Genomic DNA, 2,040 nt, shown 5'->3' with positions numbered 1-2,040 from the left:
CGAGAGCGGCGTCAGTGCCGCCGACAGCGTCGCTCTGACCGGCAGGCTTGCACCGGATGCCAATCATTGGCTTGGCCCCTATACCCTCAAGCGCTTGCCCGGCGACGCGGACATGGAATTCAAGGCAGCTATCCGTCACGGCCTGCCCATCCCGGTTCCAACCCTGTCCTCACCTCGGCTGGGCGACACCTATATATTGCGCCTCCACGAATATGCAAGCCAGCAGAGCATCCGTTTCGATATCTTTAAAGCGGACCCGGTCGGCTCTCCGAACAGCGGCCTGTTTCGCTTCCATTTCAAGATCACCGCTCCTTACAAGGAAATGCTTGATTTTCTGGTCAACTCGCCTGTGCTCAGCGAAGCGCTGGTTGAGCGAATCAGTTTTGTAAAAAGCAACGCCGCATCCGTCACCGTGGAGGGCTGGGTCTATCTCGGCGACCTGGTGCTGGAGCAGGCGCAGGCCGTTGAATACCGCCAACAACTCGCCAAAGCAAGGCAAAGCGCCTTGGGCGCCAAGAACCCATTCACCGGCACAGACAGCGCCCAAGGCACGCGTGAACCGCTCGAGTCCGCATTGCTGGTGGACCTGGCCGTGGCGGGTGTTTTTGGCCAAGGAAGTGAGAAGTTTGCGCTGGTGATGCACAAAAAAACGCCTCCCCAACTCTACAGGGTGCGGGTCGGAAACTATCTCGGGCCCGAGCGCGGGAAGATCATCTCCATTACAGACAAGGAAATTGTGATCGTCGAGCAGGTTCAAGACGCGGAAGGCAAAAAAAACGAGCGTCGCTCCGCCCTCCCCGTCCCCGCTCTTGGCAAGCCGCCCTGGGCGCAATAGCAGCGGTCAGGTTCAATACGACAATCGGTCTTCATGGCCCCGCAAAACGCCGCGCAACGATTGACAACCGCGCGAACCGGCGGGCCCACTGTGCCTTGGCGCGACATGCTCCCGGCCGACCACGCCGGCGCCTACGCCATCCAGGACGCCACGCTCGCGGCCATTGGCCCCGTCGCCGGCTGGAAGGTAGGCGCCAAAGGCCCGCACGCCGAACCGCGTTGCGCTCCGCTTCCCGCATCAGGCATCCATGCGTCCGGCGTCACGCTCACAGGCCCCGCCTGGCGATGGCGCTGTGTCGAGCTTGAAGTCGCCTTCCGGCTTGGCCGCGACCTGGACCCCAAAGGCAGGCTGCTTGCACCCGCTGAACTGGCCGAAGCCTTTGACGCCGTGCAGCCGGCTATCGAGGTGGTGGAAAGCCGCTTGCTTGATGGCCAGACGGCCGACCCGCTGGCCCAGTTGGCCGACTTGCAATGCCACGGCGCCTTGGTGCTGGGCAGCCCGTCAGCTTTTGCGCCCGCTCGGCTGGACTTACGCACGGTAGAGGCATCACTAGACTTCGGCACAGCATCAGCAGCCCACACGCACGGCGGCAACCCGGCGCAAGACGTCTGGCGCCTGCTGTCGTGGCTTGCACGGCACTGCGCCCGGCGCGGCCAGCCGCTTCGCGCGGGCCAGATCGTGACCACCGGGTCCTGTACCGGCCTGCTGACCGCACCCCTGGACGAGACGGTGCGTGGTGAAATAGCGAGCGTCGGCGCGGTGGAGCTGCGTTTTGAACGCTAGGCGCAGGTAGCCAGTAACGCCAGTCAACCAGTAAGAGGTACCCCGTGAACTCATCCATTGCCCATGCCGAACTTATCGCCACTTTTAGAAGGGCGGAAGCAGAGGCTGCCCACAAGTCCGGATTAATCAAGGCGGCTGCAGCCAAAGGCCCCAAGGCGATCCAGATGGCCGTCGAGACAGCAGACAAGGCAGCAAAACGCCGGGATGCGTACGCGAAAAAGCTCGCGGCGCTAGGGGTGGAGCTCAAGGTCTGAGCAATATCCGGCGCCCTCCCCGCGAAGGACAAGGGTTGGTTGCGGATAATCGGGATTTGGAGAGAAACCCGATGCAAACAGACGCACCAGAAGACGCACCAGAAGACGCACCAGAAGACGCACTGGACGAAGCACCCGACGACGAACCGGAGCCGATCGAGGAATACG

The 2,040-nt window shown here is 62.6% G+C and carries 3 protein-coding genes; all 3 read left to right on the top strand.

All coding sequences use genetic code 11. The features are described 5' to 3' along the window. The coding region (locus tag AC1D1X_RS21690) for a pilus assembly protein PilP (RefSeq protein ID WP_477699155.1) at positions 1 to 835 on the top strand (835 nt) is incomplete at its 5' end. A gap of 33 nt (positions 836 to 868) precedes the next feature. Then, the gene (locus AC1D1X_RS21685) at positions 869 to 1,618 is read left to right on the top strand and encodes a 2-keto-4-pentenoate hydratase (RefSeq protein ID WP_477669465.1); all 750 of its coding nucleotides are present in this window, start codon (positions 869 to 871) and stop codon (positions 1,616 to 1,618) included. 44 nt (positions 1,619 to 1,662) lie between these two features. Then, positions 1,663 to 1,872, top strand: a complete 210-nt coding sequence (locus AC1D1X_RS21680; RefSeq protein WP_477669464.1) for a hypothetical protein — start codon at positions 1,663 to 1,665, stop codon at positions 1,870 to 1,872. The last annotated feature ends 168 nt before the right edge of the window (positions 1,873 to 2,040 follow it).

The organism is Polaromonas sp. P1_G4, assembly GCF_056405475.1.
Note: the sequence above shows the minus strand (reverse complement) of the source record. Positions and strands in the feature narration are given on the sequence as shown.

What these genes read in the sequence shown, in the direction of transcription:
- AC1D1X_RS21685 (WP_477669465.1), top strand. Translation starts at nt 869, where the DNA reads ATGGCCCCGCAAAACGCCGCGCAACGATTGACAACCGCGCGAACCGGC.